Raw genomic sequence first — 13178 nt, 5'->3', positions numbered from 1 at the left:
CACGGCTTCAGGGGACCAGGGGCCTGGCAGCGAAAGCGACTTCGTCGGTGTATCGCATTGCCACGATTTCTATGGGTGAATCCAGCGGCGTGTCCACCGGTCCGAGGAAGGCAGTGGCCAAACGGGGCCCGTCGTCCAGGTCGACGATCGCGACCTGGTACGGCGTGAACTCACGGAACGCCTCCGGAGCTGCATGGACGGACGTCACTGAGTAGAGCGTTCCGCGCCCGGACAGTTCCACCCACTCGACGTCCCTACTCCACGTTGCCGGATCGAAGTCCCTCGGCGGAAAGGTGATGGCCCCGGCTGCCCCCAACCGCGTGGTGATGAAACGCCCTTCTGCCAGCGCCTCCCAGAACGGGGTGGTGAACGGGGTTTTCCGCGGTGGGTAGGGGTGGGGGTGGTTCAGCTGGACGGTGTTGATCATCAGGAAACCCTTTCAAGGATGTGCACGAGAGCTGCGTTGTAGTTGCCAAGTTCAGCGGTGGCCAGGCCGATCGAGGCGTCCTGGACCTGACGGTCGCCCGCCTGGTGCATCAACTGCTCCACGGCTTCCAGGAGGTTGTACAGCGGGGTGACGTACGCCGGGTGGCCCCGGGACGTCAATCCGCCCGAGGTGGAGATGGGAATGTCCCCACCCAAGGAGGTCCTGCCTTCTGCCGCGAATTTGGCGCCGGCACCGCGCGGAACGATTCCCAGCGCCTCGCTGACCAGGACCTCGACGATCGTGCAGGGGGCGTACGGCTCCGCGAAGTCGAGATCGGAGGGCTTCAGCCCGGCCTCAGCGAAGGCCTGGCCGCCGGCCTTCTGGGCAGCGTTCAGGGCGATCATGTCGTTGGGTGTGGCCGTGATCTGGTGGGCACCCTCGTGGTGGAAGCCTGTGCCGCGGACCAGGACGTAGGGCCGGCCGCTGGCGCGGGCCACGTCCTCGTCAGCCAACACCAGGCACACCGCGCCGTCGCTTCGCGGGGGCACTTCATAGAGCCCCAGGGGGTGGACGATAGTCGGCTGGGCCATGACCTCGTCCAGGGTAATGGGCTTGCGGTACTGGGCCAGCGGATTCAAGCTGGCGTGGTGGCGGTTCTTCACGGCCACGGTGGCCACGTCCTCGCGCGTGACCCCAAACTCATGCATGTAGCGCATCATGTCCATGGCGTACCACGCAATGGGCGTGATACCGAAGGGGGCCTGGAAGTCCACATCCCCGACGGCGCGCATGGAGCTCATCATGTGCTCACCCGAAGAGATGGCAGTCTCGTAGTTTACGCCGAGGGCAAGGGCCACCTTTGCCCGTCCCGAGCGGATGTTGTCGGCAGCATGCTCAAAGGCGAGGCCACCGGTCATTCCGTTGCCGAGAACCTCAGCCACGAATCCGTCACAGGGCAGCTGCAGATAGCTGGCCATAAACGTCCCGAAGTACTTCTGCTGGGTATACGGACGAGGCTGCGCGAAGCTCAGACCCCCAATATCCGACTTGTCCACCTGGGCCATCTCGACGGCCCGGAGCACGACGTCCGCGAGGACTTCGTGCTCAAGTGAGCCCGCGTCCCCGGTCCGTGGCTGCAACCGGCCTACCGGTGTTGCCGCATATCCAATGACTGCCACTCTGCCCATTCTGTGCTCCTGACGATTCCTAGCCGTTGCTTCGCGGCCTTGAGAAAGCTCTCTTGACGTATCTTGAGACTAGCGCCACAATTGCAATGGTTCAACCGTTGATATTTAGGAGAGACATGATTCAGCAGCGGCCCCTGTATGGGCGCGACGATCTGCGCCGGCTTATCGAGCCGAGAAGCATTGCCGTGGTGGGCGCTTCGCCCACCGAAGGCAGCTTCGGGCGCCGGACGCTCGAGAACCTCGCCAACTTCACGGGGACCGTTTACGGCATCCACCCGAAGCACAGCGAGATCCTTGGCCGGCCCACTTTTTCCAATCTGGCCGACCTCCCTGAGGTCCCCGACTGTGTCATCGTTTGTGTGGGACAGCACCTGGCCGAACCGGTCATCCAGGAAGCGGCCCGCCTGGGCATCGGCGGGGCCGTGGTTTATGCCTCCGGCTACCGTGAGACCGGGGATGTGGACGGCGAAGCAGCGCAGCTTCGCCTGCTGGATACCGCCCGGCACGGCGGGCTGCGGCTCGCCGGCCCCAACTGCATTGGCCTCGTTAATGCCCAGAGCAAGGCGGCCATGAACTTCATGACCGACTGCGGGCAGATGATCTCCGGTGACGCGGGCAGCATCTCCCTGGTCTCACAGAGCGGCGCTCTCGGGTACTCGCTTCTTCAGGGTGTGCATCGTGGCATGGGCTTCAGTAAGTTCCTTGCCTGTGGCAACTCGGTGGATGTGGACGTTGCCGACTACGTGTCCTACCTTGCGGAAGACCCGGACACCTCAGTCATCGTGTGCCTGCTCGAGGGTATCTCCGATGGCCGGCGGTTCATCGAGGCCATCCTGAAGGCCGGTCGGGCCGGAAAGCCTGTCATCGTCTACAAGGCCGCAAACGGTGAGGCCAGCAGCAAGGCCGCACTGTCCCACACCGGGACGCTCGCAGGTTCCGCGGAGGCCTACCGCTCAGCCTTCCGCCGGGCCGGTGCGGTCCTGGTGGAGGACTTCGAGGCTCTTCTGGAAGTCGCGACGTTCTTCTCCCGCAATCCCCAGGGCCCTAACGGGGCAGGCGTGGGGATCATGGCAACTTCGGGCGGGGCAGGCGTGATCTGTGCCGATAAGGCTGAAGAAAACGCTCTGCCGCTGCCGGCCCTGGATGACGCCACGGCCGCCGTCCTCCAGGACATCGTTCCCGGCTTCGGTTCCATGGCCAATCCGGCGGACCTTACTGCCGAGGTACTCAAGGACATCTCCACGTTCAAGACAGCAGTGATGTCCTTCTGTGACGATCCGAGCTACGGGGCCGTAGTGGTTCCGCTGACGTTTGTCCACGAGACAACCACCGGTGTGAGGGCCCGTTACCTCGCGGAGGTTGCAAGCGAAACCAACACCGCACTGGCCGCCGTCTGGATGAACGAATGGCTGGAAGGACCGGGCAGCCGCGACCTGGACAGCGATGCCTCCGTCACCGTGTTCCGGTCCCCCTCCCGGTGCATGTGGACGATCCGACGATGGATGGACTGGCACGCCCGCACCGATTGGTCCCCGTTGTCGGGCTCCACCGCCGATGCCGCAGTCGGGAATCCCGCCGCCGGATTGCTGGGCGCCGCAGCCTCCGGCGCGACAGCGCTGACGGAGACTGCCGCAAAGGAGATCGTGGCCCGTTACGGCATCAAGGTTCCGGCAGAACAGGTGGTCCAGACTCCGGACGAGGCAGTCGCCGCTGCGGACGCCATGGGATACCCGGTGGTGCTCAAGGTCGTGTCCCCGGACATTTTGCATAAGTCCGAGGTAGGCGGCGTACGGGTCGGTCTCGCCAGTGCCGACGAGGTCCGCGAGGCGTTGACCACCATGTCTGCCCGCATGCTCTCGGAGGCCGCGCACGCCCAAATCGTCGGCTACAGCGTGCAGCAGATGGCCGGGGAAGGACCCGAAATCCTGCTGGGTGCCCGCTTCGACCCCGTATTCGGACCCCTGGTCCTGCTCGGCAGCGGGGGCACCTGGGTCGAGATCCTCAAGGACGTCAAGGTCTACCTCACTCCGCTCGATCGTCCGACCGCCCTGGCAGCCATTAGGGAGATGACTCTGGTCAAAGTCCTTGAGGGCGCCCGGGGCCACGCCCCCTACGACATCGATGCCCTCGCCGACACCATCGTCGCTTTCTCACAACTAGTGCGGGACCTCGACGGCCTGGCGACCGAAATCGAGCTCAACCCCGTACGCATCACCCGGGAGCACGGACCCATGGCGGTCGACGCCCTCATCGTTTTGGCACCTCGGGAGCACGGCAGCACCCCGAAAACGGGCGGCGCCGCACCGGTCGCCAACCACGCAGAAGGGACAGCGGAATGGGCAAATGCGTAGAGGACTTCACCCTCGGTGACGTCAACGAGAGCCCAGCCAGAACCGTGACTGAGACGGACATCGTCATGTACTCGTGGATTTCAGGCGATTCCAACCCCATGCATACGGACGCCGAATTTGCGCGCCGCTCCCCCATAGGGCAGAGGATCGCCCACGGCACTCTGGGCATGTCGATCGTCACCGGACTGAGCGCCCGCATGGGTGACTTCGACGGCACCGCAATCGCCGCGCTGGGTGTGGACGAATGGCAGTTCCTCGCACCGATCTTTATTGGGGACACGGTGCGGTTGCGGACTACCGTGCAGGGCGCCAAGATCACATCGAAACCTGACCGGGGTGTGGTTGTCCGGTTAATGGAACTCGTAAATCAGGACGACACGGTGGTCCAGCGGGGCCTTATGAAGACCATGGCCTACACCAGGGCCGGGATGGCAGGACGAGCGGCATCAGAACCGGAACCCGCCGCCAACTGACCACCCAACACGGCACGACAACATCGCAGCACACATGACTACCACTGGAGACAAGACAATGAAGTTACTGGTCAACACCACGGGACTCACCGAGGATCAGAAGATGGTCCGCGAGGCGGTCCTGGAGATCCTGGAAGCAACGCTGCCCAGGGAAGAAATCCGCCGTATCGACGACGTCAAAGAATTCCCCCATGCCGCCTACAATGCACTTGCAGAAAGCGGCTTCCTGGGCTTGTTTTTCGACGAGGAGTACGGAGGCGCAAGCGCCAGCTACAAGGACATCACCAACTTCATGGAGACCCTTGGATACCACTACGCCGGCATCGGGCAAGCGGTGATGATCACCTCGATCTATGCTGGCGGCCACGTGGCAAAGTTTGGCTCCGAGGAGCTTAAGCACCGGATCATCCCGGGTATCATCAACGGCTCCATCAAGATGTCCATCGCTATGTCCGAGCCGGGAACCGGTTCTGACGTAGCCGGCCTCCGGACCAAGGCAGTGAGGCAGGACGGCGGCTGGGTACTCAACGGCACCAAGGTCTGGATCTCCGGCGCGCATGTGGCCGACTACCTTGTTGTGATCGCCAAGACGGATCCGAACGCTGAGCGGCACCAGGGCTTCACTACCTTCCTCGTCGACGCCAAGAGTGCCGGTGTGACGATCAACCCGTTGCAAATGCTGGGACGGCGCACCACGCACGCGAACGAAGTTGTGCTGGAGAACGTCTTCGTGCCGGACGAGGACCGCATCGGTGAGGAAGGCAAGACCTGGAAGAACCTCATGAAGGCGCTTGGCCTGGAGCGTCTGGGACTGGCCGCGATCTCGGCAGGGAACTGCTATCGGATCACCGAGGATGCCGGTGACTACGCGCAGCAGCGCATCCAGTTCGACCAGCCCATCTCCAAGTTCCAGGTGATCCAGCACAAACTGGTCGACATGTGGATCATGGCCGAGCAGGCACGCCAGGCAACGTACCGGGTGGCGGAGCTGTTGGACGCCGGCGAGTCTGCCATTGAGGAAACCTCGATAGCCAAGATCATTGCCACGGAGAACAACTTCAAGGTCTCCGACATCGGCCTGCAGGTTTACGGCGGCTCCGGCTACGCCATGGAATACGACATGCAGATGTACTTCCGGGATTCACGGGTCGGCCCGATCGGCGGCGGTACCAACGAGATCCAGCGGAACGTCCTCGCCAAGAGGATGGGCCTCTAACCCACGGGGACGGGCCGGCAGGCCCGCCCTCGTCCGGGAGGCGTGAGCACCATGACACTTCATGCGCAGCAGTACCATAGCGGGAGCAGGGAAGCCGAGCGATGATATCCACCTCAATGATCACGGCCACCCCGTGGTCCAAGCAACGGCTCGCCAGCTCGCTGTTCCTCGTTCTGGGCATGGACATGTTCATGGTCTCGCCGCTGTTGCCACAGATCAGCGCGGGTTTCGGTGTGAGCATCGGGGAAGCTTCCGTGGTTGCTTGGAGTTTCTCCCTCGTTTACGCACTGCTCAGCCCGGCGGTCGCCTTGATCACCAACCGCTTCACACGACGCTCGGCCATGTGGGTCGGAGCGGCAGTATTCAGTGTCGGCGTGCTGGGGGCAGCACTTATGCCAACGCTTGGTCTGGTGGTTGCCGGGCGGGTACTGGCTGCCGTTGGCGCCTCAATTATGGGCCCGCCGGTGTGGTCCTTCGCTACGGAGACGGCGGCGCCCCACCAGGTGGGCAAGGCCGTAGCGGGCGTGGCCTCGACCTTTGCTGCCGGACAAATCGTAGGCGTTCCGCTGGGAGGCCTCGTTGCCTCGTTCGCGTCGTGGCGGTGGACCTTCCTGGCCATTGCCGTGCTCGGTGCAGTGCTGGCTGCGCTGATCGGGCTGCGTTTGGGCAAGGAAGTCCGTGTCCCGGAAAAGGTCGGTATCAGGGAGGCGTTCGCGGACTCCTTGAATTTGTGGCGTCGTAGGGAGTTCAGCTTTCTGTTGACGGCTAATTTCTTTGCGCAGGCCACCCGGTATGCCACCTACACCTTCGCCGGGGCATTGCTCTTCACCCGGTTCGGCCTGGATACCGCCCAGCTCGGTCTTGTGGGTGCGATCGTGGGAGCAGGTTCCCTGCTGGGGGCCACCGTCGGGGGGCGTCTCGTGGACTGGGTTCGCGCCCGGCATGGCTCGCAACAGCTGTTGAACCTTTCCTTCGCCGCTGTGATGACCGGCTTCGTCATCCTGGCCACCGCCTCGGGTCACCTCTGGTTCTCCCTGGCCGGCTGGGCGTTTACGTTTGCGGCAGGATCGGCCTTCGTCAGTAACAGCCAGGAGATGCTGACCAATTCGGCCGGCAAGAACCGCGCCTACGCGCTGTCATGGAACAACTCCGCCCTCTATGCCGGGACCGCGCTGGGCACGTTTGCACTGGGGCTTGTCCCGTTGGGTACAACGCCGTTCGTCTTGATGTCCTGCGGTTTCGGCGCACTGACCGTATCTGCCAGCGCCCTCCTGTGGCGGCTGACAACCGGTCCTCGAGCGCCTGATCCATTACTCAGCGCCCCCCGTCCCCTCAGCAATGACAGCCTCGGGACGTAGTCAATTGAATGCGTTATTAGAAGGAGAAGTGAAGTGAAGATTGTCGTGTTGGCTAAGCAGGTTCCGGACACCTGGTCGGACCGGAAGATCGATTTGGAGTCGGGACTGTTGGACCGGGCCGCGTCTGATCCGGTGCCGGATGAGATCAACGAGCGTGCCTTGGAAAATGCACTGCTGGTCAAGGATTCCACCAAGGATGCGGAAGTAGTTGTGTTGGCCATGGGCCCGGAGGACGCCAACAAGGCACTCCGGAAGCTTTTGTCGATGGGTGCGGATTCGGCAGTGTTTGTCAACGACCCGGCCTTGACGGGTTCGGACATGGTCCAGACGTCCCGGGTGCTGGCAGCCGCGATTGACAAGATCGGAAACGTCGACGTGGTGCTGGCCGGCAATGAGGCCACCGATGGGCGCGGCGGGATGGTCCCTGCCATGGTTGCCGAGATTCTGGGCTGGCCAGTGCTGCCAGGATTGGATGAAGTTGCGATCACTGAAAACGAAGTATCGGGACGGGCTCAGGTTGATGGAGGCACACTCCGGTTGTCCTCGGCATGCCCGGCAGTGATTTCCGTGACGGAGAAAACCGCGGAGGCCAGGTTTCCGAACTTCAAAGGCATCATGGCCGCCAAGAAGAAGCCGCTGGAGACGTGGGCACTAGCGGATCTGGGAATCCAGGCCGGGCCGGAAGCGGCCTCCGTGCGTTCCGTGATGGTCTCGGCCACGGCGCGCCCGCCCAAGCAGGCCGGCCCGAAAATCACGGACGACGGCACTGCAGCAGCCCAGCTGGCCGACTTCCTGATCTCCAACCGCCTGGTCTGACCGGGCACCCATCCCCGTCCTGTCTTTAGTCGAATCCGGGCGGCCCCTGAACAGCCCCCGCAGCCTCCGGCAACCCTAGCCGGTGCTGGCCAAGAGGTAAAGGAACCCATCATGGCAAATTTTGGAAATGTACTCGTGTTGATCGAGACCACCGGCGGGGGATCGCCGAAGTCGACGGCGGCATCCCTGCTCGGGGCGGCTGCCGGCATCGGCAGCCCCGTGGCCGTCGTAATCGCCGCCCCCGGAACAGGCGAAGACTTGCCTGCACAGTTGGGCGCGTTGGGCGCCGCCCACGTATACGTCGCCGAGGCCGACCCTGCGGCCGCAGGGCTGGGCTCAGCGCAAGTCGGTGCCCTGGCAGACGCCATCCAAGCCTACTCCGCACGACTGGTGCTGGTGCCGGGAACAAACGACTCCAAGGCGGTGGCCGGCCGGTTGGCCATCGTCGCTAACGGGTCGGTGGCCGCGGACGTGGTCGGGGTGCGCTACGACGAGAACGACCAGGAAGTCATCGCCTCACACGCGGTCTTCGGTGGCGACTTCACCACCGAGTCCACCGTGGAAGGCGGGCTGATGATCGCGTCCGTGCGTCCAGGCTCCATAGAAGCCCGTGCGCAGGCCATTGAGGCCCCGCAAGTCGCCACCGCAGCTGTCATCACCCAAGTGGCTCGGGGAGCGAACATCGTCGAGCTCACGGATACCCCTGCCGAAAACGGGCGCCCAGTTCTGCGTGGGGCCAAAGCCGTGGTTTCCGGCGGCCGGGGTGTTGGATCCAAAGACGCATTCTCCCTCGTGGAAGACCTCGCTGACGCCTTGGGTGCCGCAGTGGGTGCCTCCCGGGCAGCAGTGGATGCCGGCTACGTGCCGCAGTCCTATCAGGTCGGCCAGACCGGGGTAACCGTGACACCCCAACTGTACGTAGCCCTCGGGATCTCCGGGGCGATCCAGCACCGCGCCGGGATGCAGACCGCCAAGACAATCGTGGCGATCAACAGCGACGAGGACGCCCCAATGTTTGACATCGCGGACTTCGGGATAGTCGGGGACATTTTCGCCGTGGTCCCGCAGCTCATCAAGGAAATCAACAACCGCCGCAATTAGCGGCGCCCGGACGCAGCCGCGACTTATTCCATCCCCCGAACCCAGGACAGACACTTACAATGACCAGCGATCACACCCCAGGCAGGCCAGCGGCCCCGCGCCGCATGGCAGGTTACAAGCCGCTGGACACTCCCCCGGGCGTGCCGGCAAGCGACCCCCGGCCGCCCACCTCAGGCCCCACGGCGGCAACGCCTTCGAACCCCCCGGCCACGGTGGATTCACCCGTCGCAACGGATAACAGGGCCACGGCAGACATGGGTGCACAGCCAACTTCGGCAGCGGCACCCCCTGCACGGAAACGACGCATGGGCAGCGGTACCCCGGCACCCTCCGAGGCCCCCTCAGCCACGGCAACATCCACCCCCGCCGCCGTGCGGATGGCCCCGGCGGAAACCCGCAAAGAGGGTGCTCCCAAAACGCGTATGGGGAGCGCCCCCGCTTTCACGCCAGCCGCAGGCCCGTCCGCCGCTCCGACCCCTGCGGGCGCGGGAGCCACCGCGGGCACGGGGACCCCCGCCGCAGGCGGAACGGCCCAGTCACCGACCGCTCTTCCGAGGTTGGTGAAGCCTGCCGCGATCGTCGCCGGGCTGCTGGTCCTGGCTGCAGCAGTCGTATTAGGCGCCCGGTGGCTGCGGACCCTCGAAGGCGTGCAGCAGTTCATTGCCACCTACGACGGGCACGCCTCCCAGCCGGGGTCAGCCCCTGAGGGCATCCCGTCCTGGTTGGGCTGGCAGCACTTCCTGAACATGTTCTTCATCGTCCTGATTATCCGCACCGGCCTGCAGGTCCGCACTGAGCGCAAACCCTCGGGCTATTGGACGCCGAAGAAGAACTCCTTCTTCGCTCCGAAGGGCAACAGCCCGAAGAAAGTTTCCCTCACCCAATGGCTGCACCAGTGCCTGGACGTACTCTGGGTTGTCAACGGCCTGGTGTTCGTGGTGCTGTTGTTCGCCACCGGGCAGTGGATGCGGATTGTGCCCACGCACTGGGACGTCATCCCCAACATGCTCTCCGCAGCCGTCCAATACGCCTCCCTCGACTGGCCCTCCGAGAACGGGTGGGTGCACTACAACGCCCTGCAGGTCATGGCCTACTTCGTCACCGTGTTCATTGCTGCCCCGCTGGCTGTGCTCTCCGGGATGCGGTTCTCCACGTGGTGGCCGGAGAAGGCCGAACGGCTCAACAAGGCCTACCCGGTGGAGTGGGCCCGTGCAGTGCACTTCCCGGTGATGCTCTATTTCGTGGGGTTCACCATCGTGCACATTTTCCTGGTGTTCTGCACCGGGGCACTACGGAACCTGAACCACATGTACACCTCCCGGGACGTTGTGGACTGGTGGGGTCTGGTGGTCTTCCTGGCATCGCTGGCCATGGTTGCCGCCGCTTGGTTCCTGGCCCAACCTCTGTTCACCACACCCATCGCCAGCCGCATGGGCAAAGTCACCAAATAAGCCGAACGCAAGCTCCCTTCCGGGTACCTCTTTCATACGACACACCGCAAACAGCGGTTGCACCCTCCAGCCACTATTTCTCCTCTGAGGACCGTTATGACTACGCGAAGAGAAACGCTCGCTATCCGCTCGGGTGAGCACTGCCCCAAGACTGGCTGGGGGCAACCCCTGCAGTCGGAAGACCGGGACCAAACAGCGCCCTCCCGGTTTGTCGGCCAAGGATGCGTCATTCCCAACGTAAACGGCGCCTCCACCTTGTGGGTGCAAAGCGGCAATGCTCGCTTGCAGACCGACTACTAGCCTGCTGACCCTCCTGTCCTGTTCATGCCAGCAACGTCCCTGAGGAAGCTCCATGAATTGGATCTGCCCGCCATTCTGCGTAGTTTTGCTGAATCGACCGCCCAACCAACCGAAGGTGTGACCCTGTGTCAATGACCGCTTCCGGCCACCACCCACCGCACGCCCCGGCAACCAAGGCCCCCACGGACGCTGAACCACCCACAGATGTGCCCAAGCTGCCGGTCAAACGCCCGACCATAACCGGCCCTGTGGAGAAGATGATGAGGGTCCGCCTGCTCAGGGACCGTCCCGACGGGCTACTTGGCGTTCGTACGGGCGTCATGGACACCGGCCACTGGGTCCTCGACATGGACGGCCGCCCGACAGGCGCCGCCGCCGCCGTCATCTTGGACAACACCCTTTCCTCCGCCCTCCGCACCAGCGTGGATGGGCTCAACTGGGTGGTCACCACCGAACTGCACCTTAACTTCATGCGCCCGCTGCCCGCCGACGGAACCGTCCTCGAAGCCTGGACCCGCGCGCTGGTGGGCGATGAGGCCGGCGGAATGGCCACAGGAACACTCCAAGGTCCGGACGGGACCGAATATGTCCAGGGCACCGGCTGGTTCCAACGCGCAGAGGGAAACACCTCAGAAGGGCTGGACCGTTTCGAGGCCCTAGCTAAGCAACCGCTCGGCGAGGAGGAAGGGGCCTCTTTGGGTGCCTTGCTCGCCGCTGGTCCCGCAACCCCGGCCCTGCCGGGTGGTCGCCCCGACTTCGCCCAAAGCTTCGTTCCCGGACTCGAGTTTGCCCGCAAAGACCTCCTCCGCAACTCCGAAGGGGCCCTCCACGGCGGCGCATTGATGATGATGGCCGCCTTGACCGCCCAGCAAGCCATGCCCGACAGAACCGGTTACGACCTGCAGTCGCTCCGGGCTACCTACCTGCGACCGGCATTCGGTGAAATCGCCACCCGAACACATGTGCGCTATGCCGGTTCGTCACTGCGGGTCGTCGACGTCGAACTGTTCAGCGCCGAACCAGGCAGCACCGGCAAAGCCTTCGTTCAGGCCACCGCCATATTCCGTCAAGCCCGCTAAAGCTCGCGCGCCTGGCATACCAAGCAAAGGTTCATGGTTTCCAGCGAGGCCTGGCATCGAACCGTGGGAGCTAGCCGATGTGACTCCGGCAGGCTGGTCATTTGGTGGCCGTGCGATTGGAGCGGACTACCAGATGCCCTTTCGCGGTTATCGGGGTGAAGCACACCCCAGCCTGACGCCAGGTACAGCCGCGGAGCCGTCAGAATAGGGGTTGATTTCTCTTTTACGTCACCGTATTTCGTCACCGTATTGAACCAGTCTGAAACCCAACGTGACGCTCGTGGCTCCAAGCCCGCGGCAATGAGCAACTCGCCGCTGCTGGCCCGAATGCCGCGCGCAACAGTTGCCGCTAAAGAAGGTGGAGGCCTTCGTCAGCAACAGCCGGTTCGGCAACCGCGCCGGTAGGGGCCGGATTTAAACCTTTAGCTTTATCCATGTCAAGCTTTGTCAATCGCAAAAAGACAAAAAGCCTTTGACCTGCGGAAACACTGTGCCCGAGGTGGGACTCGAACCGGGTTCCCGCCCTTGCAAACACTGGACTCCCGCCAAAACATACGGAATCCGGCCCAGTCCGGCACCGGTACGGCCCAGTCCGAGACCCAAAGTGTGGACACTGTCCACACCCCCACTTCGCCCCACCAGAGGCCTCCCCCCAAACAGCCGCACCCCGCATCGACAGGGCGCGGCGCTTCTTCGCCCTGAAACTTGATCCTGCTGGAGAAATCCAACCGCGGCTGCAACCGGGTCATGCCCGCGCCCGTTGCCGAGTCTTGGGCATACAGCACGGCATGCTCAGCCTCTCGACTCTCCATCACCAGGTCACCTCCCTTCAAGCCATTCATGATCCCATCGGCGCACCGCTGCATGACCAGGTAGCGCCCCTTCAGACGCTGACAGCGGCTTAACAGAGCTACACGAAGACAACGGAACCCCGGCGGCGCCAGCAGCCGCCGCCACGGCACGGTGCCAACGATCAAGGCCTCGCCCCGAACGCAGCACGAACTGCCCCACGACGACATAACGTTGACGTGTCCCGTTAGGGAACCCCCTGCGGGACGCGTCAGAAGATATCAGCCCGCAGCCGGCTCCTCGTCATTGGCGACAGCCTCGATCCAATCCACAGCCTCGTCCGAAAGCTGGGGGCCGTCTGCTGATTTGCCGGCCCACCACTCAGAATCGGTCGTGCCGCCGGTAACCGCCATGATGTGGGCGATGACTTGCGGCGGCAGCGGCTCGCCGTTGTGCTCAATGAGCCAGCCGCGTGTTTCCGCATCGACCAGGGGCCACCACTCGGAGATGTTCATCAACGCAGTGTTGCACCGTCGAAGTCGTGTGTACAGATTCCGCCATGGGACGGGTTAACGAGCGCAGCATTCACTTCAGCAACGCCCCAGAGGTGTCCCGCTGTGGATGGTTAGG

Annotated in this window: 11 protein-coding genes; 8 read left to right on the top strand and 3 right to left on the bottom strand. The window is 63.7% G+C overall.

Annotated features, from left to right (window positions below; all coding sequences use genetic code 11):
* Positions 1-7: 7 nt before the first annotated feature.
* Together J2X01_RS18950 and J2X01_RS18945 are read right to left on the bottom strand one after the other, a co-directional pair.
* Entirely contained in the window at positions 8-427 is a 420-nt protein-coding gene (locus tag J2X01_RS18950; RefSeq protein ID WP_310061108.1) for a Zn-ribbon domain-containing OB-fold protein, read from the bottom strand.
* The gene (locus J2X01_RS18945; RefSeq protein ID WP_310061106.1) at positions 427-1605 is read right to left on the bottom strand and encodes a thiolase family protein; all 1179 of its coding nucleotides are present in this window, start codon (positions 1603-1605) and stop codon (positions 427-429) included. The genes J2X01_RS18950 and J2X01_RS18945 overlap by 1 nt, the downstream gene beginning before the upstream one ends.
* A gap of 125 nt (positions 1606-1730) precedes the next feature.
* Here J2X01_RS18945 and J2X01_RS18940 point away from each other — a divergent pair, with 125 nt between their 5' ends.
* The 8 genes from J2X01_RS18940 (at position 1731) to J2X01_RS18905 (ending at position 11759) form a co-directional block, all read left to right on the top strand.
* The gene (locus J2X01_RS18940) at positions 1731-3965 is read left to right on the top strand and encodes an acetate--CoA ligase family protein (protein ID WP_310061105.1); all 2235 of its coding nucleotides are present in this window, start codon (positions 1731-1733) and stop codon (positions 3963-3965) included.
* Positions 3950-4438, top strand: a complete 489-nt coding sequence (locus J2X01_RS18935; protein WP_310061103.1) for a MaoC/PaaZ C-terminal domain-containing protein — start codon at positions 3950-3952, stop codon at positions 4436-4438. Before J2X01_RS18940 ends, J2X01_RS18935 begins: the two co-directional genes overlap by 16 nt.
* 34 nt (positions 4439-4472) lie before the next feature.
* A complete protein-coding gene (locus tag J2X01_RS18930; protein ID WP_310061101.1) occupies positions 4473-5654 on the top strand; it encodes an acyl-CoA dehydrogenase family protein in 1182 nt (393 codons plus the stop codon).
* Positions 5655-5755: 101 nt separating this feature from the next.
* Positions 5756-7012 carry an MFS transporter gene (locus tag J2X01_RS18925; protein ID WP_310061098.1) on the top strand — a complete coding sequence of 419 codons (1257 nt, stop codon included), beginning with the start codon at positions 5756-5758 and terminating at the stop codon, positions 7010-7012.
* A 33-nt stretch (positions 7013-7045) separates the two neighbouring features.
* Positions 7046-7828: an electron transfer flavoprotein subunit beta/FixA family protein gene (locus J2X01_RS18920; RefSeq protein ID WP_310061092.1), complete on the top strand. Its 783-nt coding sequence runs from the start codon at positions 7046-7048 to the stop codon at positions 7826-7828.
* A gap of 111 nt (positions 7829-7939) precedes the next feature.
* On the top strand, positions 7940-8929 hold the full coding sequence (locus J2X01_RS18915) for an electron transfer flavoprotein subunit alpha/FixB family protein (RefSeq protein WP_310061089.1): 990 nt from the start codon (positions 7940-7942) through the stop codon (positions 8927-8929).
* A gap of 560 nt (positions 8930-9489) precedes the next feature.
* Positions 9490-10380, top strand: coding sequence for a cytochrome b/b6 domain-containing protein (locus tag J2X01_RS18910; RefSeq protein WP_310061087.1), 891 nt, complete (start codon positions 9490-9492; stop codon positions 10378-10380).
* A gap of 431 nt (positions 10381-10811) precedes the next feature.
* Positions 10812-11759, top strand: a complete 948-nt coding sequence (locus J2X01_RS18905; protein ID WP_310061084.1) for a PaaI family thioesterase — start codon at positions 10812-10814, stop codon at positions 11757-11759.
* 1070 nt (positions 11760-12829) lie between these two features.
* Here J2X01_RS18905 and J2X01_RS18900 read toward each other — a convergent pair.
* On the bottom strand, positions 12830-13063 hold the full coding sequence (locus J2X01_RS18900; RefSeq protein ID WP_310061082.1) for a hypothetical protein: 234 nt from the start codon (positions 13061-13063) through the stop codon (positions 12830-12832).
* Between the last annotated feature and the right edge of the window lie 115 nt (positions 13064-13178).

It is taken from the genome of Arthrobacter ginsengisoli (assembly GCF_031456935.1).
Classification (GTDB): Bacteria; Actinomycetota; Actinomycetes; order Actinomycetales; family Micrococcaceae; genus Arthrobacter; species Arthrobacter ginsengisoli.
The sequence above is the reverse complement of the archived record's forward strand: the minus strand, read 5'-3'. Positions and strand labels throughout refer to the sequence as shown.

Excerpts from the sequence above, each read along its gene's own strand:
- J2X01_RS18950 (WP_310061108.1), bottom strand. The coding sequence starts at position 427 with ATGATCAACACCGTCCAGCTGAACCACCCCCACCCCTACCCACCGCGG.
- J2X01_RS18940 (WP_310061105.1), top strand. The coding sequence starts at position 1,731 with ATGATTCAGCAGCGGCCCCTGTATGGGCGCGACGATCTGCGCCGGCTT.
- J2X01_RS18935 (WP_310061103.1), top strand. The coding sequence starts at position 3,950 with ATGGGCAAATGCGTAGAGGACTTCACCCTCGGTGACGTCAACGAGAGC.
- J2X01_RS18930 (WP_310061101.1), top strand. The coding sequence starts at position 4,473 with ATGACTACCACTGGAGACAAGACAATGAAGTTACTGGTCAACACCACG.
- J2X01_RS18925 (WP_310061098.1), top strand. The coding sequence starts at position 5,756 with ATGATATCCACCTCAATGATCACGGCCACCCCGTGGTCCAAGCAACGG.
- J2X01_RS18915 (WP_310061089.1), top strand. The coding sequence starts at position 7,940 with ATGGCAAATTTTGGAAATGTACTCGTGTTGATCGAGACCACCGGCGGG.
- J2X01_RS18905 (WP_310061084.1), top strand. The coding sequence starts at position 10,812 with ATGACCGCTTCCGGCCACCACCCACCGCACGCCCCGGCAACCAAGGCC.
- J2X01_RS18900 (WP_310061082.1), bottom strand. The coding sequence starts at position 13,063 with ATGAACATCTCCGAGTGGTGGCCCCTGGTCGATGCGGAAACACGCGGC.